The organism is Mycoplana rhizolycopersici (assembly GCF_013378445.1).
GTDB classification, from domain to species: domain Bacteria; phylum Pseudomonadota; class Alphaproteobacteria; order Rhizobiales; family Rhizobiaceae; genus Mycoplana; species Mycoplana rhizolycopersici.
The window spans coordinates 135,076-155,320 of the sequence record NZ_JABXYK010000012.1; the positions used below are offsets into that span (position 1 = coordinate 135,076).

The 20,245-nt window shown below is 64.0% G+C and carries 17 protein-coding genes and 1 pseudogene; 12 read left to right on the forward strand and 6 right to left on the reverse strand.

Features of this window, described 5'->3' with window-relative positions:
• Positions 1 to 46 precede the first annotated feature (46 nt).
• The 5 genes from HV823_RS18935 (at position 47) to HV823_RS18955 (ending at position 8,614) form a co-directional block, all read left to right on the forward strand.
• Positions 47 to 991: a substrate-binding domain-containing protein gene (locus tag HV823_RS18935; RefSeq protein ID WP_176951304.1), complete on the forward strand. Its 945-nt coding sequence runs from the start codon at positions 47 to 49 to the stop codon at positions 989 to 991.
• Positions 992 to 1,217: 226 nt separating this feature from the next.
• Entirely contained in the window at positions 1,218 to 2,270 is a 1,053-nt protein-coding gene (locus HV823_RS18940) for a sugar phosphate isomerase/epimerase family protein (RefSeq protein WP_176951305.1), read from the forward strand.
• 172 nt (positions 2,271 to 2,442) lie between these two features.
• Positions 2,443 to 3,627, forward strand: coding sequence for a Gfo/Idh/MocA family protein (locus HV823_RS18945; RefSeq protein ID WP_176951306.1), 1,185 nt, complete (start codon positions 2,443 to 2,445; stop codon positions 3,625 to 3,627).
• Between the two features lie 365 nt (positions 3,628 to 3,992).
• Complete coding sequence (locus HV823_RS18950; RefSeq protein WP_176951307.1) at positions 3,993 to 6,545, forward strand: arylsulfatase; 2,553 nt, start codon at positions 3,993 to 3,995, stop codon at positions 6,543 to 6,545.
• A 695-nt stretch (positions 6,546 to 7,240) separates the two neighbouring features.
• A complete protein-coding gene (locus tag HV823_RS18955) occupies positions 7,241 to 8,614 on the forward strand; it encodes a GH1 family beta-glucosidase (protein ID WP_176951308.1) in 1,374 nt (457 codons plus the stop codon).
• Positions 8,615 to 8,805: 191 nt separating this feature from the next.
• Here HV823_RS18955 and trhO read toward each other — a convergent pair whose 3' ends face one another.
• From trhO to HV823_RS18970, 3 genes and pseudogenes are all read right to left on the reverse strand, one after another.
• Positions 8,806 to 9,750 carry an oxygen-dependent tRNA uridine(34) hydroxylase TrhO gene (gene trhO, locus HV823_RS18960; protein ID WP_176951309.1) on the reverse strand — a complete coding sequence of 315 codons (945 nt, stop codon included), beginning with the start codon at positions 9,748 to 9,750 and terminating at the stop codon, positions 8,806 to 8,808.
• A 117-nt stretch (positions 9,751 to 9,867) separates the two neighbouring features.
• Positions 9,868 to 10,770, reverse strand: a complete 903-nt coding sequence (locus HV823_RS18965) for a CHAD domain-containing protein (protein ID WP_176951310.1) — start codon at positions 10,768 to 10,770, stop codon at positions 9,868 to 9,870.
• Positions 10,745 to 11,242: pseudogene (locus tag HV823_RS18970) on the reverse strand (CYTH domain-containing protein). Before HV823_RS18970 ends, HV823_RS18965 begins: the two are co-directional and overlap by 26 nt.
• Before the next feature lie 210 nt (positions 11,243 to 11,452).
• On the opposite strand from HV823_RS18970, the gene HV823_RS18975 reads away from it, so the two are divergent.
• The 4 genes from HV823_RS18975 (at position 11,453) to HV823_RS18990 (ending at position 13,999) form a co-directional block, all read left to right on the forward strand.
• A complete protein-coding gene (locus tag HV823_RS18975) occupies positions 11,453 to 12,091 on the forward strand; it encodes a 2-dehydro-3-deoxy-phosphogluconate aldolase (RefSeq protein ID WP_176951311.1) in 639 nt (212 codons plus the stop codon).
• 147 nt (positions 12,092 to 12,238) lie between these two features.
• The gene (locus tag HV823_RS18980; protein ID WP_176951312.1) at positions 12,239 to 12,955 is read left to right on the forward strand and encodes a tellurite resistance TerB family protein; all 717 of its coding nucleotides are present in this window, start codon (positions 12,239 to 12,241) and stop codon (positions 12,953 to 12,955) included.
• 139 nt (positions 12,956 to 13,094) lie between these two features.
• Positions 13,095 to 13,787, forward strand: a complete 693-nt coding sequence (locus HV823_RS18985; RefSeq protein WP_176951313.1) for a GNAT family N-acetyltransferase — start codon at positions 13,095 to 13,097, stop codon at positions 13,785 to 13,787.
• Positions 13,784 to 13,999, forward strand: a complete 216-nt coding sequence (locus tag HV823_RS18990; RefSeq protein WP_176951314.1) for a hypothetical protein — start codon at positions 13,784 to 13,786, stop codon at positions 13,997 to 13,999. Before HV823_RS18985 ends, HV823_RS18990 begins: the two co-directional genes overlap by 4 nt.
• Before the next feature lie 22 nt (positions 14,000 to 14,021).
• On the opposite strand, the gene HV823_RS18995 is transcribed toward HV823_RS18990, so the two are convergent.
• The 3 genes from HV823_RS18995 to HV823_RS19005 form a co-directional block, all read right to left on the reverse strand.
• Entirely contained in the window at positions 14,022 to 15,059 is a 1,038-nt protein-coding gene (locus HV823_RS18995) for a nickel/cobalt transporter (RefSeq protein ID WP_176951315.1), read from the reverse strand.
• On the reverse strand, positions 15,053 to 15,694 hold the full coding sequence (locus HV823_RS19000; protein WP_176951316.1) for a DUF1007 family protein: 642 nt from the start codon (positions 15,692 to 15,694) through the stop codon (positions 15,053 to 15,055). Before HV823_RS19000 ends, HV823_RS18995 begins: the two co-directional genes overlap by 7 nt.
• Before the next feature lie 106 nt (positions 15,695 to 15,800).
• A complete protein-coding gene (locus HV823_RS19005; protein WP_176951317.1) occupies positions 15,801 to 16,715 on the reverse strand; it encodes a LysR family transcriptional regulator in 915 nt (304 codons plus the stop codon).
• Between the two features lie 532 nt (positions 16,716 to 17,247).
• Here HV823_RS19005 and odc2 point away from each other — a divergent pair.
• The 3 genes from odc2 (at position 17,248) to HV823_RS19020 (ending at position 19,933) form a co-directional block, all read left to right on the forward strand.
• Positions 17,248 to 18,381, forward strand: coding sequence for an ornithine/lysine decarboxylase (gene odc2, locus HV823_RS19010; RefSeq protein WP_176951318.1), 1,134 nt, complete (start codon positions 17,248 to 17,250; stop codon positions 18,379 to 18,381).
• A gap of 96 nt (positions 18,382 to 18,477) precedes the next feature.
• Positions 18,478 to 19,065 carry a GNAT family N-acetyltransferase gene (locus HV823_RS19015; protein ID WP_176951319.1) on the forward strand — a complete coding sequence of 196 codons (588 nt, stop codon included), beginning with the start codon at positions 18,478 to 18,480 and terminating at the stop codon, positions 19,063 to 19,065.
• Between the two features lie 175 nt (positions 19,066 to 19,240).
• On the forward strand, positions 19,241 to 19,933 hold the full coding sequence (locus tag HV823_RS19020; protein ID WP_176951320.1) for an OmpW/AlkL family protein: 693 nt from the start codon (positions 19,241 to 19,243) through the stop codon (positions 19,931 to 19,933).
• Positions 19,934 to 20,245: the final 312 nt, after the last annotated feature.

Genomic DNA, 20,245 nt, shown 5'->3' on the forward strand with positions numbered 1-20,245 from the left:
GCCCGTTCCTTGATCGACAGACCCCCGCACCTTGGGAGGAGAAAGCATGCAGAAGAGACTGATGGGGCTCGCCGTCGCCGCGACGATGGTGTTGGGCACTGCCCATGCCCAGGAAACGAAGACGATCGGCGTCTCGATCCCGGCTGCCGACCACGGCTGGACCGCCGGCGTCGTCTACCACGCCAACCGCGTCGCCGAGCTGCTGATGAAGGAGCATCCGGGCCTGAACGTCATCGTCAAGACTTCGCCCGATCCGGCAACGCAGGCCAACGCCGTGCAGGACCTCGAGATCCAGGGTATCGACGCGCTCGTCATCCTGCCGACCGATCCGGATCCGCTTGTCAACGCGATCAAGGAAGTCAAGGGCAAGGGCACGTTCGTGTCGATCGTCGACCGCGCACCGTCCGTCAATGACAACTCGGTCCGCGACCTGTACGTGGCCGGCAACAATCCGGCGCTCGGTGAAGTGGCGGGCAAGTACATCGCCGAAAACACGCCTGACGCCGAAGTCGTCGTCATCCGCGGCCTGCCGATCCCGATCGACCAGCAGCGCCAGGACGGCTTCGACAAGGGCATCGCCGGCTCCAACGTCAAGGTTCTCGACCGCCAGTTCGGCAACTGGAACCGCGACGACGCCTTCAAGGTCATGCAGGACTACCTGACCAAGTACCCGAAGATCGACGTGGTCTGGTGCCAGGACGACGACATGGCCGTCGGCGTGCTGCAGGCGATCGAGCAGGCCGGCCGCACCGACATCAAGTATGTCATCGGCGGCGCAGGCTCCAAGGACATGATCAAGAAGGTCATGGACGGCGACAAGATGATCCCCGTCAACGTGCTCTACCCGCCGTCGATGGTCGGCACCGCGATGGAACTGACGGCGGCTGCGATCTACGACAGCGTTCCCGTCCATGGCACCTACACGCTGGACGCCACGCTGATCACGCCTGAGAACGCGAAGAACTACCACTTCCCGGATTCGCCGTTCTGATCGGAACGTCAGTTCCCGCCGGGCCAGTTCCTGGTCCGGCGGTTTTGGCATGCCGGAATTTTCAGCCTTGCCTGACCGTGCCACGTTGCCCCACGGTACAATTCCCGCTAGCGTCCGGCACGGCTGCAACGTTGCAGGTCCGGTCCCGCTTGCGCAATTTCGCGCGGGGACGGCATATTCGAGGAGCGCGGCCGCAGAGCTGCGCATGCGTTGGGAGGAAGACTCTATGAAGACGATCAAGGGCCCGGCCCTGTTCCTGGCACAGTTCGCCGGCGATGCGGCCCCGTTTAATTCCTGGGATTCGATCACCAAATGGGCGGCTGACATCGGCTACAAGGGCGTGCAGGTGCCAAGCTGGGACGGCCGCCTGATCGACCTGAAGAAGGCGGCCGAATCGAAGGCCTATTGCGATGATTTCGCCGGCAAGGCGCGCGAGAACGGGGTCGAGGTCACCGAGCTCTCCACCCATCTGCAGGGCCAGCTCGTGGCGGTGCATCCCGCCTATGACGAAGCCTTCGACGGCTTTGCGGCTCCTGAGGTGCGCGGCAATCCGAAGGCGCGGCAGGAGTGGGCGGTCGAACAGGTGAAGCTGGCGCTGACGGCCTCGAAGAACCTCGGGCTGAATGCGATGGCGAGTTTCTCCGGTGCGCTCGCCTGGCCGTTCGTCTATCCCTGGCCGCAGCGTCCGGCCGGCCTCGTGGAGACCGCCTTCGACGAACTCGCCCGCCGGTGGAAGCCGCTGCTCGACCATGCCGATGATTGCGGCGTCGATGTCTGCTACGAGATTCATCCCGGCGAGGACCTTCACGACGGCATTACCTACGAGATGTTTTTGGAGCGCACCGGCAACCATGCCCGCGCCTGCATGCTCTACGATCCCTCGCACTACGTGCTGCAGTGCCTCGATTATCTCGACAACATTGACATCTACAAGGACCGGATCCGGATGTTCCACGTCAAGGACGCGGAATTCAACCCGACCGGCCGGCAGGGCGTGTATGGCGGCTACCAGGGCTGGGTGAACCGGGCCGGGCGCTTCCGTTCGCTCGGCGACGGCCAGGTGGATTTCGGCGCGGTGTTCTCCAAGATGGCGGCAAACGACTTTGCCGGCTGGGCCGTCGTCGAATGGGAGTGTGCGCTGAAGCATCCCGAAGACGGCGCGCGCGAGGGTGCGGAGTTCGTCAAGCACCACATCATCCGCGTCACCGAAAAGGCCTTCGACGATTTCGCCGGCGCCGGCACCGACGAGGCGGCCAACCGGCGGATGCTGGGGATTTAGACGCGGCATTTAGTTACCCCTCCCCAACTCCTCCCCACAAGGGGGAGGGGTTCGACCCGGTCGCGCCCCTTTGCGGCATAGTGGAGCGAGGCATTGCCACAGTCTTCTCCCCCTTGTGGGGGGTACCCGGCAGGGCAGAGGGGTTTGAAACGCACATTTCAGGAGGACACACATGGCAATCGAAGGAAGCAGCACCGAGGCACGTCAACCGCGGATCCGGCTCGGCATGGTGGGCGGCGGGGCCGGCGCCTTCATCGGCGCGGTGCACCGCATCGCCGCCCGCCTGGACGACCAATATGAACTCGTGGCCGGCGCCCTGTCGTCGACGCCGGAGAAATCGGTCGCATCGGGGCGCGAACTCGGGCTTGACCCGCAGCGCTGCTATGGCAGTTTCAAGGAGATGGCGATCCGCGAGGCGAAGCTGAAGAACGGCATCGAGGCCGTCGCCATCGTCACGCCGAACCACGTGCATTTCGAGGCGGCCCGGGAATTCCTCAAGCGCGGCATCCACGTCATCTGCGACAAGCCGCTGACCTCGACGCTTTCCGACGCAAGAAAGCTGAAGAAGCTCGCCGAGGAGAGCGAGGCGCTGTTCGTGCTGACGCACAACTATACCGGCTATCCGATGGTCCGCCAGGCGCGCGAAATGGTCGCCAATGGCGAGCTCGGCACGATCCGGCTGGTGCAGATGGAATATCCGCAGGACTGGCTGACGGAGGCCGTCGAGCAGACGGGCTCCAAGCAGGCCGAATGGCGCACCGATCCGGCCCGTTCCGGCGCCGGCGGCTCCACCGGCGACATCGGGACGCACGCCTACAATCTCGGCTGCTTCGTCTCGGGGCTGGAGCTGGAGGAGCTTTCCGCCGATCTCGACAGCTTCGTGCCGGGCCGCAAGCTCGACGACAACGCGCACGTCCTGATGCGCTTCAAGGAGAAGGACGGCGCGCGCGCCAAGGGCATGCTCTGGTGCAGCCAGGTGGCGCCCGGCCACGAGAACGGCCTGAAGGTTCGCGTCTACGGGACGAAGGGCGGCATCGAGTGGGTGCAGGCCGATCCGAACTATCTCTGGTACACGCCGTTCGGCGAGCCGAAGCGTCTCATCACCCGCAACGGTGCCGGGGCAGGCGCCGCCGCCGCCCGCGTCAGCCGCGTCCCTTCCGGCCATCCGGAGGGCTATCTCGAAGGGTTCGCCAACATCTACACCGAAGCCGCCCGTGCGATCTTCGCAAAGCGCAGCGGCCAAAAGGTCGATCCGGCCGTCCTCTACCCGACCGTCGATGACGGGCTGAAGGGCATGGTCTTCGTCGACGCCTGCGTGCAGTCTTCGAAAAAGAACGGGGCCTGGGTTAAGGTCTGATCCGTCTCTCCAGGCCGGTTCCGGCGGACGACAGCACAGGGCCTTTCAGCCGGAGGCGCAGTTTTCGCTGCGCCTCCTTTTCACCTTATCCGGCCTCGGGCCGCATCAGAGGTGAGGCGAAGCAGGCGGCGGCACACGCCGAAATGTATTTCATTGTTCACTAATATTGCTTCCGGTGGTACTTTGCTGCCGGGATATGTCCTGCCGTCTCGATTTTGGAAGCTCTGAAACTTTCGGAAAAGCATCAAGTGCGATTGCCGCATGCCGGATGGCTGCGGGGTCGGCCGCGATGCGTTGCAGGCATTGATAGCAGTCAATCAATCTTGTGCAGCCGATCGAAGGCTGCCTTCGATGGGGGATTGGCAATGCGTTTCAAGACATCTGGATTTGTCGCCTGCGCTCTGGGGATCGCGGCGACACTGGCGTTCCCGGCTGCGGGCAAAACCGCCGACGCCCAGACCACCGGCACGGTCGGCTCGCCGTCCGCGACGACCACGATAGACGGCAGGCAACTGCCTCCCCCCGATCCGGCCTTCGGCGGCGTCATCAAGGATGATGCTCTCAATTCGCAGGCCTGGTGGGCGCCGCGCATCGTGCCCCCGAAGGGGTCGCCCAACATCTTGCTGATCATCACCGACGATGCCGGCTTCGGCGTTCCCAGCACATTTGGCGGGGTCATTCCGACGCCGGCCATGGACCGTATCGCCAACGAAGGGCTGCGCTTCAACAATGTTCACTCGACGGCCCTGTGTTCGCCCTCGCGTGCGGCCCTGATCACCGGGCGAAACCACCACTCCAGCGGCTTCGGCGTGATCTCGGAGCAGTCCACCGGCTTTCCGGGCTACAACAGCATCATCGGCAAGGACAAGGCCACCATCGGCCGCATCCTGCGCGACAACGGCTATTCCACCGCCTGGTTCGGCAAGGATCACAACACGCCCGCCTTTGAGGCCAGCCAGGCCGGCCCCTTCGACCAATGGCCGATTGGCATGGGGTTCGAGTATTTCTACGGATTCGTGGGCGGTGACGCCAACCAGTGGCAGCCCAATCTCTTTCGCAACACCACCCAGATCTATCCCTTCGAGGGGAAGCCCGGATGGAACCTCGTCACCGGCATGGCAGACGATGCCATCGCCTATCTCAATCGCCTGAACCAGACGCTGCCGGACAAGCCGTTCCTCGTCAAATATGCGCCCGGCGCCACCCACGCCCCGCATCACCCGACGAAGGAATGGGTCGACAAGATCGCGGCGATGCATCTCTTCGACGACGGCTGGAACAAGCTTCGCGACCGCATCTTCGAGAACCAGAAGAAGCTCGGCGTCATCCCGCAGGATACCCAGCTTGCGCCGTGGCCGACCAGCGTGCTGAAGAACTGGGATGACCTGACGGCCGACGAGAAGAAGCTGTTCATCCGGCAGGCGGAAATCTTTGCCGCCTATGCCGCCTACAGCGACCACGAGATCGGCCGGGTCGTCCAGGCGATCTCCGATATGGGCAAGCTGGACGATACGCTGATCATCTACATCAACGGCGACAACGGCACGAGTGCCGAGGGCGGCCCGCTCGGTACCCCGAACGAGGTCGCGTTCTTCAACGGCATCAACGACATGCCGGTTGCGGCGCAGATGAAATGGTACGATGTCTGGGGTACGGAGCAAACCTACAACCACATGTCGGCCGGCTGGTCCTGGGCTTTCAATACCCCGTTCAGCTGGTTCAAGCAGAATGCCTCGAAACTCGGCGGCATCGGGCAGAACATGGCCATCTCCTGGCCAGCACGCATCAAGGACAAGGGCGGGCTTAGGGAGCAGTTCACGCATTTCATCGACGTCGTGCCGACCATCCTCGAAGTGACGGGCATTCCCGCGCCCGAGACCGTCGACGGCATACCGCAGTCGCCGATCGAAGGTACGAGCTTCGCCTACACCTTCGACCAGAGCAATGCCAAGGCCCCGTCGCGCCATGAGACGCAGTATTTCGAAATGCTCGGGCAGTGGGCGCTTTACAGCGATGGCTGGCTGCTGAGCACCCAAGTCAACCGTGCGCCGTGGGAAGCGTTCGGTCCTGCCAACCCGGACCCGCTCAACAACCAGACGCTGGAACTCTACAATCTGCAGGAGGATTTCAGCCAGTCGAGCAACATCGCCGACCAGAACCCGGACAAGGTCGCGCAGCTCAAAAAGCTGTTCATCGAGGAGGCGCGGAAGTACCAGGTATTCCCCATGGATGCGTCTGTTGCGGCCCGCATGGTCGCGCCGCGCCCCAACATCACCGCGGGCCGGACGGAGTTCGTCTACACGCAGCCGATGGTCGGGCTGCCGCAGGGCGATTCGCCCTCCCTCCTCAACACGTCCTATTCCATCACCGCCGAGATCGACGTTCCAGACGGCGGTGCGGAGGGGATGATCCTCACTTCGGGCGGGCGCTTTGCCGGATACGGCTTCTATCTGCTCAAGGGCCGGCCGGTCTTCCTGTGGAACCTCGTCGACCTCAAGCGGGTCAAATGGGAAGGCCAGGACGCGCTTGCGCCCGGCAAGCACACCATCGAGTTCGACTTCAAATATGAAGGCCTCGGCATCGGCACGCTGGCCTACAACAACATGAGCGGCCTGGGCCAGCCTGGCGTCGGTACGCTCAAGGTCGACGGCAAGGTCGTCGATACCGAGCGCCTTGCCCATACGTTGCCGATGATCCTGCAGTGGGACGAAAGCTTCGACATCGGCTCCGACACGCTGACCGGCGTGAACGATGACGATTACCAGCCACCGTTCGCATTGACCGCGACGCTCGACAGGCTGACGCTTAAGATCGACCGGCCGATCCTGTCCGAGGCGGATATCCAGCAGTTGCAGAACACGCAGGCGATCGCGGTGGATGGCAGGCCGATCCATCATCTGCAGCCCGCGCCGCATTGATCGCCGCCTCGCAAGTCGCGGTTCAGCACGAACTCACGGTCCCATGCGTGAACGCGTTTCGCGTCCGACGGTGCGACGACGCAAAGGCGGGAACATCGCTTTGGCCCTTTGCACCTGACGTGTCAGTCAAGGTTATGATTTCACGGCGGAAATCTAAAACGTCGCCTGCAGCCGGGATTTCGTTCATCCCCGTGTCCTATATCCTGCCTATAATTCCCGTGTTCCGCTTTTGGATACACCGCGAGGCGTTGCGGCGAGGCGGAACCGGCGCCTGTTGCAGGGAAAGGACGCATGTCCCTTCAACAGGGGTTCGTAGAAAGGCCCTCCTCTGGGGACGGCGGAGCTTTCTGCTCCGAGTTGCGCCCCGGACGCGCCCGGGAGGCGCACAGGCCCGTCGCAGGACGGGAGCAGAAGGGCGAAGTTGCGGACAAAAACCGCCGAACGGGGCGCTGAAAGGTGCCACACTATTTTACTTCAGATGAGGCAGTTTCCAGCGCCCCGTCCGTACGACAGGCAGGTTCCAACCACGGCGGTGCCCCGCGCGTGGTGGCCGCGCATGTCGCCCTCTCCGCATTCGGCCGGTTGACAAACCGCCAAAGCTCTTTACTGCACATGCGTTACTGCAACGTTGCAGTAACGCATGTGCAGTAACGCAGCGCGTACGCTTCGAAACGCCCCAACCGACGGATTGCCGAATGACCGACATCAAGATCCTCTCCGACCGTTTCCCCGGCGATTTCGTCTTTGGCGTGGCGACCGCCGCATTCCAGATCGAGGGCGCGTCGAAGGCGGACGGGCGCAAGCCGTCGATCTGGGATGCCTTCTCCAACATGCCCGGCCGCGTCTTCGGCCGGCACAATGGCGATATTGCCTGCGACCACTACAACCGGCTGGACGAGGATCTCGACCTGATCCAGACGCTCGGCGTCTCGGCCTACCGGTTTTCCATCGCCTGGCCGCGCGTCATCCCCGAGGGCACGGGACCGATCAACGAAAAGGGGCTCGATTTCTACGATCGCCTTGTCGACGGGCTGAAGACGCGGGACATCAAGGCGTTTGCCACGCTCTACCACTGGGACCTGCCGCTGGCGCTGATGGGCGAGGGCGGCTGGACCGCGCGGCAGACGGCGCATGCCTTCCAGCGCTATGCCAAGACGATCGCCGACCGCCTCGGCGACCGGCTCGATGCCGTCGCCACCTTCAACGAGCCGTGGTGCTCGGTCTGGCTCAGCCACCTCTATGGCATCCACGCGCCGGGAGAGCGCAACATGGACGCGGCCCTGCACGCGCTGCACTTCACCAACCTGGCGCACGGCCTCGGGGTCGCTTCGATCCGTTCCGAGCGGCCGGAACTGCCGGTGGGGCTCGTGCTCAACGCGCACCAGACCTATCCCGGCTCCGAACGGCCGGACGACCTTGCCGCCGAGCGGCGCGCCTTCGATTTTCACAACGGCGTCTTCTTCGGCCCGGTCTTCGAGGGCGCCTGTCCCGAAAGCTTCATGAGCGCGCTCGGTCATCGCATGCCGCAGATCGAGCCAGGCGACATGGAGACGATCCACCAGCCGCTCGACTGGTGGGGACTGAACTACTACACCCCGATGCGGGTGGTGGCCGATCCGGCAACGGATGCGGAATTTCCGGCGACGCTGCCGGCCTCGGCCGTTGCGGAGGTCAAGACCGATATCGGCTGGGAGGTCCATGCCCCGGCGCTCGGCGATCTGATCCGCCGGCTGAATGCCGCCTACAGGCTTCCCGAGTGCTACATTACCGAGAACGGCGCCTGCTACAACATGGATGTCGAGGACGGCATCGTCGACGATCAACCGCGACTCGACTACATCGCCGAGCACCTTGACGTCACTGCCGCCCTGATCGGCGAAGGCTATCCGATGCGCGGCTATTTCGCCTGGAGCCTGATGGACAACTTCGAATGGGCGGAGGGCTATCGCATGCGCTTCGGCATCGTCCATGTCGACTACGACACGCAGGTCCGGACGATCAAGAAGAGTGGCCACTGGTACAAGGCACTCGCAGAGCAGTTTCCCAGGGGCAACCACAAAGCGCTGTGAGATGCCGTCGCATTGGAACGACCAATTTCGATGAGAACGCGGCTTTCGGTGAACGCCGCTGCAGGCGTCGGCCGGCGATCCCGGCCTCCCAAGCATGACGTCCGTCATTGACGATACCGGCGGCGAGCGTTCGCCGGTATCCGCTTTCCGGTTGCCCGCGTGTGCGAACAGCGGCGGGTATCAGGTCCCGATCAGCTTCCGAGATGCTTTTCGCCGCGCTTTCTCGCAAGGTCCATCTGCTTCTGGCGCTGGCGGAAGCGCGCCCGATCCTCGTCGCTGCGCGTCTCGAAGCAATGCGGGCAGGAGACGCCCGCCTCGAAGGTGGGGGCAGTGACGTCCTCGGCGGTCAACGGCTGGCGGCAGGCCCGGCAAAGCGTATGCTCGCCTTCCTGCAGGCCATGGGTGACCGAGACGCGCTCGTCGAAGACGAAGCAGGCGCCTTCCCAGAGGCTTTCCTCCGCCGGCACTTCCTCCAGATATTTCAGGATGCCGCCCTTGAGGTGATAGACCTCGTCGAAGCCCTGCTCCTTCATGAAGGCCGTCGCCTTCTCGCAGCGGATGCCGCCGGTGCAGTACATGGCGATCTTCGGCTTGTTGTGCAGCCCGGTGTGGTTGCGCACCCAATCGGGAAACTCGCGGAAGGTCTTGGTCTGCGGGTCTACCGCGCCCTTGAAGACGCCGATCGCGGTCTCGTAGTCGTTGCGGGTGTCGATGAGGATCGTGCCGGGGTCGGAGATCAGCGCGTTCCAGTCCTTCGGCTCGACATAGGTGCCGACAACCCGGTTCGGGTCGATGTTCTCGACCCCCATGGTGACGATTTCCTTCTTCAGCCGCACCTTCATGCGCAGGAACGGCATGTCGGCGGCGTGGCTTTCCTTGTGCTCCAGACCTGCGAACTCCGGTTGCGCACGCAGGTAGGCGAGCACCGTCCGGATGCCGTCCGCCGGGCCGGCGATGGTGCCGTTGATGCCCTCATGGGCCAGCAGCAGCGTGCCGCGCACGCCGTTTTCCTCGCATAGCGCCTGCAACGGCGCGCGCAGTTCGGCAAAGCGCGGCACGGAAACGAAGTGATAGAGGGCCGCAACGAGGAAGGGTTCCCCGGCAGGCCGCGACGATTTGGTCTGGAGTTCGCTCATGCGGGCTGAAATACAGCTTTGCGCGTTGGCGCGCAATTGTGTGCGTGCCGATGCCGGCCGTGGCCCGTCTGCGGCAAATCGTCAAGTCGCTCTGAGGGCGCTCCCGGGGGCCGCTCGTCAGGCCGCGTGCCGCCAGAGGAGTTCGATGCGCCCGGCGTCCGCCCGCGCGTTTTCGGGAAACAGCAGTCCGGCAAGCGGCAGCGCTTCCGAGCGGAGCCTGTCGCCTTCGGCAATCATGACGGCAATCAGGTGCGCGAGGTCCTTGGGCGAGCCGAGCTCGTCATGATGAGTGTCGGCGAAAGCCGTCAGAAGCGCGATATCCTGGTTCTCGCCCAGCAAGGTGACAAGCCGCCGGGCCTGCTGGCGGGTCCCGCCGAGTGCGGCCGGCCAGGCTTCCGCCAGGAACCGGCAGTGCACCCAGCGATCCTGCGTGCGCTTGCGCAGGGTGTGAAAGCTCTCGGGATCGCCGGCCTGCCGCGCTTCAACCAGCGCATGCGCAGCCTTGCGGCCGGTCCTGCGCCAGCCGTTGCCCAGAATCTCGGCCGCGCGTTTATGACTGCAGGAAAGGCTGAAGTCATGTACGGCGGCAAGCGCGTCGTCGCAAAGGGCGACTGCCCTCTCGATCAGCTCATCCGTCGCCTGATCCTTGGCGATCGCGTTGCGTCGCGCCTCCAGCTTTGCATGGATCCGCTCCAGCGCCATGCGCTCCTCCACGGTCGAGGACGCGCCCGTCAGCCTGCGGGCCGTCTCGACAAGCGAGGTCGCATCCCTTGTCGATGCGAGGCTACGGCCGAGCGTGCCGATGCGTTCGTTCTCGCGCTTCTGGAACCGTTTGTCAGCGCTTGCCACGAGCCGGTAAAGGCTCCTGATGCGCTTGAATTTCTTGCGGGCAGCGTGAATGGCCTCGTGCGGCCCGTCCGGCTGCTGCTCAAGGGCGCACCGCGCCTTCTTGAGATAGCTGGAGGCGACGCGGCGGATTTCGTCTTCGAGCGGCCTATCCGCTTTGAGTGTGAGGCTCATGAAACGACGTGATCGCTCCCTTGGACAAGGCCATGGCCTGGTTGGAATAGCGGAAGTCGCCTGTCACTTCGCGTCCGACCCAATCGGGAATCTCGGGCCGGTCGGCAGCACTTTCCAATTCCACTTCTGCGACGACGAGCCCGCTGTAGCGTCCGCCTTAGACGTCGATCTCCCAGACGAAGCCCTTGTACTCGATCCGGTAGCGAACCTTCTCCAGGACCGCGCCCATGGCCTGGTCCAGCATTTCGGCCGCGACCTCGGGGCAAATGTCGAACTCGTATTCGTCGCGCTCGAGCGCCGACTGTCCGATCTTCAGGGTCAGGCATGCGCGCCCGTCGCCGTAGAGCCTTACCCTCAGCGAACGGTCGTCCATCGTTGCCAGATAGCCTTGCTTGATGGATTCACCCGCGTCGGCCAGAAGCCGCCACCGCTTGCCGGATACCAGAAATTTTCTTTCGATCTCCTTGGCCATGCCACCCGCTTTCGCATTGTGGATAGTCGGTTGAGCCAACACTACACCATGGACGGTTGGTGGCAAGGCGCGAAAGGCCGGGGCCTCCTCGCAGCCTCGTCAGCCGCGCCGCAAGGGATAGTGCGACCGGAAAGCAAGGGCTTTCTTCTCGACACGGGCGGCCGGAGGGAGTATTTCAGCGCCACATTCAATCGTTTTAAGGGTGCGCCGATGGCTGACAAAACCGAAAAGCTTCTGTCCGTGCTGAAACTCCAGCCGGTGGTTCCGGTCCTGATCATCGACGATGCCGCCACCGCGGTGCCACTGGCGCGTGCGCTCGTGGCCGGCGGCCTCAAGGCGATCGAGATCACGCTTCGCACCCCGGCTGCGCTGGAAGCGATCCGGCTGGTCGCCAACGAGGTGGAAGGGGCGGTCGCCGGCGCCGGCACGATCCTGAACGCGGCCCAGTTCGATCAGGCGGTCGAGGCAGGCTCGCAGTTCATCGTCAGCCCCGGCACGACGCAGGAACTGCTGGATGCCGCCTCTGCGTCTTCCGTGCCGCTCCTGCCCGGTGCTGCGACGGCCAGCGAGGTGATGGCCTTGCGCGATGAAGGCTACGAGGTGCTGAAATTCTTCCCGGCCGAGCAGGCCGGCGGCGCCAGCTACCTCAAGGCACTGTCGTCTCCGCTCGCCGGCACGCTGTTTTGCCCGACCGGCGGCATCTCGCTTGCAAACGCCAAGGACTATCTCTCGCTGCCGAACGTCATCTGCGTCGGCGGCTCCTGGGTCGCGCCGAAGGAACTGGTCGCCAGGGGCGACTGGGCCGGCATCACGAAGCTTGCAGCGGAAGCCGCCGGCCTGAAGGGCTGAACGCCCGACGTCCGAGGCAGCGATCAACGACCATCGCCGTCCGGTTCCGCCGGGCGGCGATTTCTTTTCCTGCAAGCAGTGTTTGTATTCCCGCGGTCGCATTCCTATGTCTCACTCCGATATCATCACGGCAAGGGAGAGAATGCGATGTTTGATGCGAAGAAGTTGCTGGATCAGTTTCTCGGATCGCAGATTCCCGGTGCCGGGGGCACCGTGCGCGATCGGGCCGGTCAGGTCGGGCAGATGGCCAAGGACAATCCGCTGGCGGCGGGCGCCATTGCCGGCATCCTGCTCGGCACGAGCGGCGGCCGGCAGGTCGCAGGCAGCGCGCTGAAGCTCGGCGGGCTCGCCGCAATCGCGGGCCTGGGGTATCAGGCCTACAAGAACTACAAGAACGGCCAGTCTCCGGCCGATGCCGCCCAGGCGGCGCCAAAGGAACCCGAACTGCTGCCGCCGCCCTCGAATTCGGGGTTTGCGACCGAGACCGTCAGCGACGATTTCGCCCTGACGCTGGTGCGGGCGATGATCGCCGCCTCCCGCGCCGACGGCCACATCGACGACGCCGAACGCGCGCACATCGCCGACAAGCTCAAGGTCTCGGGCATCGGCGGCGACATGGCCTCCTTCCTCGAACAGGAGCTTGCCAACCCGGTCGATCTCGACAGCATCGTCGCAGCTGCAAAGACCGAGGAGCAGCGCGTCGAGCTCTACACCGCCTCACGGCTGACGATCGAGCCAAACAGCCGTGCCGAGCGTGGCTATCTCGACCTGCTCGCCGGCCGGCTGGCCCTGCCGGACGCGCTGGTCGATCATATCGAGGCGACGGTATCCTCTGCAAAGGCCCCCGCCGGCCCCTGGGCCTGATCGGATCCATCACCACTTTGCATTTGTCTGCGGACGCACCCTGTCCTATGGCTTTACTGCACCCGGCAGCGCAATGCCGGGAGCATGTGCGCCTGCCCGCCCTGCGGCGGCGCGACGGCATCGGCTAGGGGAGGTTTGAATGCGTGACCTGAAGGACTGGAAAGGCTGCCCGGCACCGGCGCCCGTCGTGCTGGACGGGCGTTTCGTCAGGATTGAGCCCTATGACCGGACAGCGCACCTTCAAGCCCTGTGGGACGGGTTCGGCGGCATGGCCATCAATCCGCTCCTGACCTATTTCGCGCAGAACGACTTTGCCGGCATCGAGGATTTCGACGCGTGGCTCGCGGGCGTACAGAAGGGTGGCTGGGTCACGGAGATCTTCCGCGATAAGGAAAGCGGCAAGGTCGTCGGCATGGCAAACTACATGCGACCTGATCCGGCCAACGGCGTCGTCGAGATCGGCGGGATCGCCCATGGCCCGGCGATGGCGCGCTCGCCCTTGTCGACCGAGGGCCAGTATCTTCTGGCCAGGCACGTCTTCGAGGATCTGGGCTATCGCCGCTACGAGTGGAAGTGCAACAACCTCAACGAAGCCAGCAAGCGTGCGGCGCAAAGGCTGGGGTTCACCTTCGAAGGCGTCTTTCGCCAGCACATGCTGTCCAAGGGACAGAACCGGGATACCGCATGGTTTTCCATCATCGACAGCGAGTGGCCGGTCGTCGCCCGCGCGTTCGAGGCCTGGCTGTCGCCCGACAATTTCGACGCACAGGGCCGGCAGAAGCGGCGGCTGGAGGACTTGCGCTCGGAATTCAGCGGGGAAGAAGCATCGTGAGCGGGTCGAACGACAAGAGCGGGCGGTCCGCCGCCATCGCTGCGGCCGTCATCCTGCTCGTCACGGGTGTCGTCTTCTTCATCCTGCCGAGCGTGATGATTTCGCTCGCCAGCATTTCACCCTGGCTGTCGGCCGTGCTGGCCGTAATCCTGGTGCTCGCCTTCTTCCTGCTGTTCTGGCTGCGCGCCCGCTATCAGCGCGGACGCGAATAACGTCTGTCGACAAAAGGCGTGATCAGGCCTGCAGCGAGGCGCCGAGCAGGATCAGCCCCAGTGCAAGCACCAGGACGGCGCCCAGAATTTCTATCGCGCTGCCGACGCGCAGGGCTGCGTTCTCGCTGCCGGCAAAGCGCATCGCTGCGCCCTTGGCCGTGACGGCGAGCGTCGCAAGGATCGATACGGTGATCGCCGTGCCAATCGACATGGCAAAGACCGAGAGCACGCCGCCGAGATAAAGCCCGTTCAGCAGGGCGAACGACAGCACGATCAGCGCGCCGGAGCAGGGGCGCAGGCCGACTGCGACGATCGCCGACCAGGCTTCGCGCAGAGCGAAGCGATCGCCTTTCAGGAGTTCCGGATCCGGGGCATGGGCATGGCCGCAGGTTGAGCAGACGTCTCCCGGCCCGTGCGAATGCCCGTGATGCACATGCGCATGGTCATGGTGATGATGCCCGTGATCTGCATGCGCGTGTGCAGAGGCGGGACCGGCGCCTGCCGGCATCACGGCAGGGCCGCGCCGCCAGAGCTTGCGGTAGAGAAGCCAGGCGCCAAACGCGGCGATCAGCGCGTAGCTTATGGTTTCCAGCGTCTGCGTCGCCTGGGTCATCGAGATCGCGGTGCCGCGCAGCAGCAGATAGGCAGCGCCGACCAGCAGGATCGCAACGACGCCCTGCAGCAGGGACGAGAGGAAGGACAGAAGCACGCCGCGCTTCAGCTCGATTTCGTTGGCGAGCATGTAGGAGGAGATCACCGCCTTGCCGTGGCCAGGGCCGGCGGCATGGAAGACGCCGTAGGCGAAGGAGAGGCCGACGAGCGTGGAGGCGGCCCAGGGATTTTCGCGCATGTTCTTCAGCGCGCCGGTCAGCAGCCGGTAGAAAGCCTGCTGCTCGGCGTTGATCCAGGCGAAGAACCCGCCGAACAGGCCGGTCGTCTTGAAGGACGGTTCTGCGCTGCCGATACCGAGCGGCGACTGGGCGTGTGCGACGCCAAGACCCGCGACGACGAGCAGGGCTACGGCGACCACGATGCGCTGGGTGTTCCGGTTCTTCAGCATGTCACCTCCAGCCGTGTTGCGAAGAGCTTGGACATGTCGGTCCCGGTCGGGTCGTTCCAGAAGGCATCCGTCAGGGTGCCCTCGTTCTGCGCCAGCACCTCGTCCGGATCGGGGCGGACCACCTGATGCTTGCAGGCTGCGAACTTGTCGCCGATGACGACCATGCTTTCGTCGGTCGGGAAATCCATCGAGGCATACATTGTAGGATCGTAGACGCCGAAGGTGAGCTTTCCTTTCAGCGGCATGGCCTGCACCGGCTTCAGCGAGAAGAACATCAGGAGCTGGCCGTCCTTGAAGTCGACGTTGATCGCGACTGGCTTGGAGACCTTCACATCCTTCCCGTCCTCGGAGATGGTCGTGTAGTAGCTGTACTCTTCCAGCGACTCCAGCACGGTCTGGCCCACTTCGGCCAGTTCGTCGGCATCGAGCTGCAGGTTGCCGTTCTTGTCGAAGTCCAGAACGACGCTGGACGAGAACATCTCGTCGAACCGCCAGACGTTGCGCAGCTCGGAAATCTTGCCATCTTCGCCGGCGACGACCTCCAGCCTGGCTTCGGCGAAAATATGGGGATGGGCAAAGGCCGCAGCAGGCAGCAGCCATGCGGCGCCAGCTAGCAGGAGGGGGGCGGGTTTCATGGGCAAACGCTTCCTGTCGAGGGCAGCTTTTTCGATTCGCCATCGAATGTAGCGTAAATGGGCCGGAATTTGGACTTCGCGGCCGGCGACCCGTTGCGCGTGCAGTTCAGCTTCGCGCTTCCGCAGCGTCACCATACTTCTTGAACCAGTTGTACAGGAAGTCGACGAAGGTGCGGACCTTTGCCGGAAGATAGCGCCGATGGGGATAGATCGCGTAGATTCCGCGGTCCGCGGGCAGAAAATCGTCGAGAATGGCGATGAGCCTGCCGGAATCGATGCCGTTTCGCGCTACGAACTCGGGCACCTGCGCGATGCCGAGGCCGCTTTCGGCGGCGCGCACGGCCGTAGTCGGGCTGTTCACTTCAATGTGACCGCCGACCGGAACGCTGAAGTTCGTGCCCTTGGCATCGATGAAGCGCCAGTTGCTGTGCGACTTTCCGTTGGTGTCGATGATGCAGGGGAAACGCGAGAGTTCGGACGGGTGCGCGATCGGCCCGGTCTTTTCCAGGAACTGTGGCGAGGCGCAGATCTTCAGGTAGAAGTCGCCGAGCTTGCGGGCGATGAGGGTGGAATCCTCCAGTCGCGTGATGCGGATCGCGACGTCGAAGCCTTCCTCGACCAGATCGACGAAGCGATCGTCGGAGACGATCTCGAGCGACAGCTCGGGGTGCTCGCGGCCGAAGTCGATCAGCGACTGGCCAATCTCGGCATCGACGAATGTGCGCGGGGCGGAGATCTTCAGCTTGCCCTTCAGGTCCGTGTTCTTCTCGCGCACGAGATCTGCGAGGTTGTCGATCTCCTTCAGAATCTCCGAGGCGGTGCGATAGTAGGTATGGCCCGCCTCCGTCATCGAGAACTGCCGCGTGGTGCGGTTCAGAAGCAGCGCGCCAAGCTCGTCTTCCAGCTCGCGCACATACTTTGACAGGAGCGCCTTGGATTTGCCGACCTTGCGGGAGGCGGCGGAAAAGCCTTCTGCATCGACGACGTCGATGTAGGCGCGAATGCGGGTCAACGTGTCCATGCAAATCCTGTTCTAGCTGCTAAGCCTTCGGAATGTCGTGGGATAGCCCAAAATTTTCAATAGCGGCTTCAAAAAACTCTTGATTGCGACAGGGAATCTTCTTATCTCCCCCTTGCCCAAAGTCGCACGTGCCTGTGGGTGTCCGCCGACCCTCGAACTGGGAGCAATCCCTAAGGTGAGGTCATCGGTAAGGTACCTGGAACTAACCGCTCCAGTCGCTATTCCGGCCAACCGGGAAATGCGAGGACATCTTGAAGCAACGACGGTGCGGGCCTTTCTGGTGTCTGCCGGCTTTCCAACAGCCGGGGTTACTGAAGAGGCACACCTTCATTGCCGGAAGTGCGGTTGGGATCATCCCCTCCAATCCATGGCAGACAAAGCCGGACTCGAGCCTAGGCGGGCTCTGGTTCACCGTTCGCGCATACCGCGCATGCTTGGTTCCGGGGTCTCCACCGGCTGGTTCCATCGCGTGTTCGCGTATGCCCTTTGTCCTCCGGATTTTCCGGAGCGCTGGATCATGGGGAATACTGACATGGCGTCTGCACGCATCATCGACTTTCTGAACACCCGACGTCCCGACGGCCCGTGCCTCGTGGTCGACCTCGACGTCGTGCGCGACAACTTCAAGGCGTTCCGCCACGCGATGCCCGACAGCGCCATCTACTACGCCGTCAAGGCCAATCCGGCGCCGGAAATCCTGCGCCTTCTCGCCAGCATGGGCTCCAATTTCGATTGCGCGTCTGTCGCCGAAATCGAAATGGCGCTCGATGCCGGCGCGACGCCCGCCCGCATCTCGTTCGGCAACACGATCAAGAAGGAGCGCGACATTGCCCGCGCCCATGCGCTGGGGGTCTCTCTCTTCGCCGTCGATTGCCATGAGGAAGTCGAGAAGATTTCGCGTGCGGCTCCCGGCGCACGCGTGTTCTGCCGCGTGCTGACGGACGGCGAGGGTGCGGAATGGCCGCTGTCGCGCAAGTTCGGCTGCGTGCCGCAGATGGCCGTCGACGTGCTTGTCTACGCCCACCAGTTGGGCCTGGTCTCCTACGGCGTCTCGTTCCATGTGGGTTCGCAGATGACGAAGCTGGACGCCTGGGATGCGGCACTCTCCGACGCCAAGCGCGTCTTCGTGCAACTGGCCAAGCAGGGCATCGAGCTGAAGATGGTCAACATGGGCGGCGGCTTTCCGACCAAGTACCTGCGCGACGTGCCCTCCGCGGAGGCTTACGGCCAGGCGATCTTCGGCGCGCTGAAGAAGCACTTCGGCAACCACATCCCGGAGACGATTATCGAGCCGGGCCGCGGCATGGTCGGCAATGCCGGCGTGATCAAGGCGGAAGTCGTGCTGGTTTCGAAGAAGTCGGACAACGACGCCCATCGCTGGGTGTTCCTCGACATCGGCAAGTTCGGCGGCCTCGCCGAGACGATGGACGAGGCGATCCGCTACCCGATCCGCACCGCGCGCGACGGCGACGAGATGCAGCCCTGCGTGCTTGCCGGCCCGACCTGCGATTCGGCCGACGTGCTCTACGAGAAGAACATGTACCCGCTGCCGATCACCCTTTCGATCGGCGACGAGGTGCTGATCGAGGGCACCGGTGCCTATACGACGACCTACTCGGCCGTCGCCTTCAACGGTTTCGAGCCGCTGAAGGCTTACGTGATCTGAACCGATCGAGGCGGCTCCCGCGACGGGCGGGAGCGCCACTCACAATTTGAGATCCGGTGACCGCTGGTGGCGGCAATTGAAGTTCGGGAGGCCGGGATGGCCACTGTTCTTGGTTCTGTTCGCGCGTTCTTCGCGCAGTCCGCATTCGCAATCGACCGGGAGAACGCCGGCGACGTGGTGGCGCGCGAGCGCCTGCTCGACCGCGCCATGGGCGAGGGGCGTTTCCGCAAGTCCTCCGAGAAGCTCCGCCGGGGCCGGGTGCCCGCCGAGGGGCTGGCGCTCGTCGCGCGCGACGGCGACGGCCATGTCATCGGCACGGTGCGGCTGTGGAACGTCGAAGCGGGCGTGGATGGTTCCGGCAATCCCGTGCCCGCACTTCTCCTCGGGCCGCTCGCCGTCGATTCCGACCACGAGGGCAAGGGCATCGGCGGGGCGCTGATGCGCGCTGCGATCACCGAGGCTGCGAGCCGCGGCCACGGCGCGGTGCTGCTCGTCGGCGACGCCCCCTATTACGAGCGCTTCGGCTTCTTTGCCGGCAAGACCGCCCATCTCGTCATGCCCGGCCCGTTCGAGCGGCATCGGTTCCTGGCGCTGGAACTGAAGGACGGCTGGCTGGAAGGGGCGGCTGGCATGCTCGTCGCCTCCGGCCGGCGTTTCGGCCACGAACTGCGCAAGGCAGCCTGAGACCGGCCGCTCGCCTCTGACGTGACATAGTTGCAACGGCCGCGAGTGTGCGTGGAAATTCCGCGCGCACTCGCTAAACTATTGATCCATCTCAACTCCTCCGTACTCCGGCTGACGATAGTGGCGGCGCAGCAGCGGCCTTTCCGCTGCCGTTCATCGATCAAGGAGAGTAGATATGCCGAATACCCTGACCCGTTCCCTGAGCCTTTTTGCAGCTGTGGCGCTCGCGACGATCGGGCAGGCGGCGACGGCGGCCGACCTGACGCCGGCGCCGGCCGCAGAAGCGGTGGCGGCAGACGTCGAAGCACTCGGCCCCTGGCAGATCCGCCTGCGCGCGCTCGGCGTGATCACCAACAATTCCGGTCACGTCAACGGCATCAGCGGTTCGGATCTCTCCTACAGCGACACGATCGTCCCGGAACTCGACATCACCTACTACTTCACGAACAACATCGCGGCCGAACTGGTCCTCGGCACGACCTATGCCAATATCGATGCGGCCGGCTCGATCGAGGCGCTCGGCAAGGTCGGCAAGACCTGGCTGCTGCCGCCGACACTGACGTTGCAGTACCACTTCACCGACTTCGGCGCGTTCAAGCCCTATGTGGGCGCGGGCGTGAACTACACCCTGTTCTACAACCAGTCCGGAAAGGGCGCGTTTTCGGATCTCGACGTCAAGAACGAGTTCGGCGCCGCCCTCCAGGTCGGCTTCGACTACATGCTCGACGAGCATTGGGGCGTAAACTTCGACGTCAAGAAGCTGTTCCTGGAGCCGGAATGGAAGGCCAAACTGGATGGGGCGCCGCTGTCGGGCAAGGCGAAGCTCGATCCCTGGCTGATCGGCACCGGTATCACCTACCGCTTCTGAGAAAGGCCATGGAGGGCCGGGCCGTCCGCCGCATCTGGGAAATTGCGGGCGGCCTCCGGTCAAAAAAGCGATCGCGGGTTTGTAAAATACGCGTGATTTGCGGTTGTAGGCCGGGAAATCCGCCGACGGGTGCACTACGTCGGGGGCATGAAAAGAAGATCGCTGGTTGCCGCCCTGTCGCTATCCGTCGTCGCCGCCCCGTTCGCACGGGCGGCGGAGGTGCTGCCACCGCCGGAACAACCGGTTTCTCCCGATAGCGGCGAAGCAGCACTGTCGCGTGCGCGGGGCCCGGCCCGCGCCCGTGCGGCCGTT

Coding starts and splice junctions, on each gene's coding strand:
- HV823_RS19005 (WP_176951317.1), bottom strand. CDS start 16,715: ATGGACACGTTGACCCGCATTCGCGCCTACATCGACGTCGTCGATGCA.
- trhO (WP_176951309.1), bottom strand. CDS start 9,750: ATGAGCGAACTCCAGACCAAATCGTCGCGGCCTGCCGGGGAACCCTTC.
- HV823_RS19020 (WP_176951320.1), top strand. CDS start 19,241: ATGCCGAATACCCTGACCCGTTCCCTGAGCCTTTTTGCAGCTGTGGCG.
- HV823_RS18985 (WP_176951313.1), top strand. CDS start 13,095: ATGCGTGACCTGAAGGACTGGAAAGGCTGCCCGGCACCGGCGCCCGTC.
- HV823_RS18965 (WP_176951310.1), bottom strand. CDS start 10,770: ATGAGCCTCACACTCAAAGCGGATAGGCCGCTCGAAGACGAAATCCGC.
- HV823_RS18940 (WP_176951305.1), top strand. CDS start 1,218: ATGAAGACGATCAAGGGCCCGGCCCTGTTCCTGGCACAGTTCGCCGGC.
- HV823_RS18935 (WP_176951304.1), top strand. CDS start 47: ATGCAGAAGAGACTGATGGGGCTCGCCGTCGCCGCGACGATGGTGTTG.
- odc2 (WP_176951318.1), top strand. CDS start 17,248: ATGGCGTCTGCACGCATCATCGACTTTCTGAACACCCGACGTCCCGAC.
- HV823_RS18975 (WP_176951311.1), top strand. CDS start 11,453: ATGGCTGACAAAACCGAAAAGCTTCTGTCCGTGCTGAAACTCCAGCCG.
- HV823_RS18955 (WP_176951308.1), top strand. CDS start 7,241: ATGACCGACATCAAGATCCTCTCCGACCGTTTCCCCGGCGATTTCGTC.
- HV823_RS18945 (WP_176951306.1), top strand. CDS start 2,443: ATGGCAATCGAAGGAAGCAGCACCGAGGCACGTCAACCGCGGATCCGG.
- HV823_RS19015 (WP_176951319.1), top strand. CDS start 18,478: ATGGCCACTGTTCTTGGTTCTGTTCGCGCGTTCTTCGCGCAGTCCGCA.
- HV823_RS19000 (WP_176951316.1), bottom strand. CDS start 15,694: ATGAAACCCGCCCCCCTCCTGCTAGCTGGCGCCGCATGGCTGCTGCCT.
- HV823_RS18995 (WP_176951315.1), bottom strand. CDS start 15,059: ATGCTGAAGAACCGGAACACCCAGCGCATCGTGGTCGCCGTAGCCCTG.
- HV823_RS18980 (WP_176951312.1), top strand. CDS start 12,239: ATGTTTGATGCGAAGAAGTTGCTGGATCAGTTTCTCGGATCGCAGATT.
- HV823_RS18950 (WP_176951307.1), top strand. CDS start 3,993: ATGCGTTTCAAGACATCTGGATTTGTCGCCTGCGCTCTGGGGATCGCG.